1 protein-coding gene is annotated in these 1,195 nt (G+C 57.7%); it reads left to right on the top strand.

The genetic code is table 11. The features are described 5' to 3' along the window. Positions 1 to 67: 67 nt before the first annotated feature. Positions 68 to 1,155, top strand: a protein-coding gene (locus ACHAC9_RS24425) for an IS3 family transposase (RefSeq protein ID WP_435764396.1) whose coding sequence is annotated in 2 segments (ribosomal slippage) — positions 68 to 320 and positions 320 to 1,155 — 1,089 coding nt in all. Because the reading frame shifts where the segments join, the coding sequence is not laid out codon by codon here. The last annotated feature ends 40 nt before the right edge of the window (positions 1,156 to 1,195 follow it).

Below are 1,195 nucleotides of genomic sequence, written 5' to 3'. Positions count from 1 at the left end.
GGTAATCCCCCCGCAAAAAGAGCGCGTTTAGAAGTAGAATTTTCTACTTAAGAACAGAAAGCTCTACATGAAGACGTCCCGCTTTACCGACAGCCAGATCATCGCCATCCTCAAGCAAGCCGAAGCCGGTAGTCCGGTTCCCGAGTTGTGCCGCGAGCACGGCATTAGCAATGCCACGTTTTACAAGTGGCGCGCCAAGTACGGCGGCATGGACGCGTCGTTGATGGCCCGCATGAAGGAGCTCGAGGACGAGAACCGGCGCCTGAAGAAGATGTATGCAGAGGAGCGGCTCAAGGCCGAAATCGTCGCGGAGGCGCTGACAAAAAAGTGGTAGCGCCATCTCAGCGGCGGGAGATGGCGCAGTGGGCCGTAGCTAATCGGTCAGCCACGATTGGCCTGGCATGCCAGGCATTTCACATCAGCCAGACGTGCTATCGCTACAAGGCCAAGCTGGACGCGGAAAACGGCGTCATCGCCGACTGGCTGGTACGGCTGACGAACAACCAGCGCAACTGGGGATTCGGACTGTGCTTCCTGTATCTGCGCAACGTCAAGGGCTTCAAATGGAACCACAAGCGCGTCTACAGGATCTACCGCGAGCTGGAGCTGAACCTGCGCATCAAGCCGCGCCATCGCCTGGTGCGCGAGAAGCCGCTGCCGCTGGCGGTACCCACTGCGATCAACCAATGCTGGTCGATGGACTTCATGCATGACCAGCTTGCCGATGGACGCAGCATCCGGCTGTTCAACGTCATCGACGACTATAACCGCGAGGGCCTGGGGATCGAGGTCGACTTCTCGCTGCCATCCGAACGCGTGATCCGATCGCTCGACCGGATCATCGAGTGGCGCGGAAAACCGGGCGCCATTCGATGCGATAACGGCCCGGAATACATCAGCGCGGTGACGTTGGCCTGGGCTGTCAGACATGGTATTCGCATCGATTTCATCCAGCCCGGACAGCCGCAACAAAACGCTTACGTCGAGCGATATAACAGGACCGTTCGCTATGACTGGCTCGCCCATCACCTGTTTGAGACGCTCGACGAAATCCAGGAATTTGCCACCAACTGGTTGTGGACCTACAATCACGACCGGCCCAACATGGCGCTCGGCGGTATTACGCCGAAACAGAAATTGGCACTCGCCGCTTAACCTCTACTTTTAGCATGCTCTAAAAATGGGGGGATTACCG

Origin of the sequence: Massilia sp. CMS3.1 (assembly GCF_051262535.1) — a bacterium.
Lineage (GTDB): Bacteria > Pseudomonadota > Gammaproteobacteria > Burkholderiales > Burkholderiaceae_D > Telluria.
Note: the sequence above shows the minus strand (reverse complement) of the source record. Positions and strands in the feature narration are given on the sequence as shown.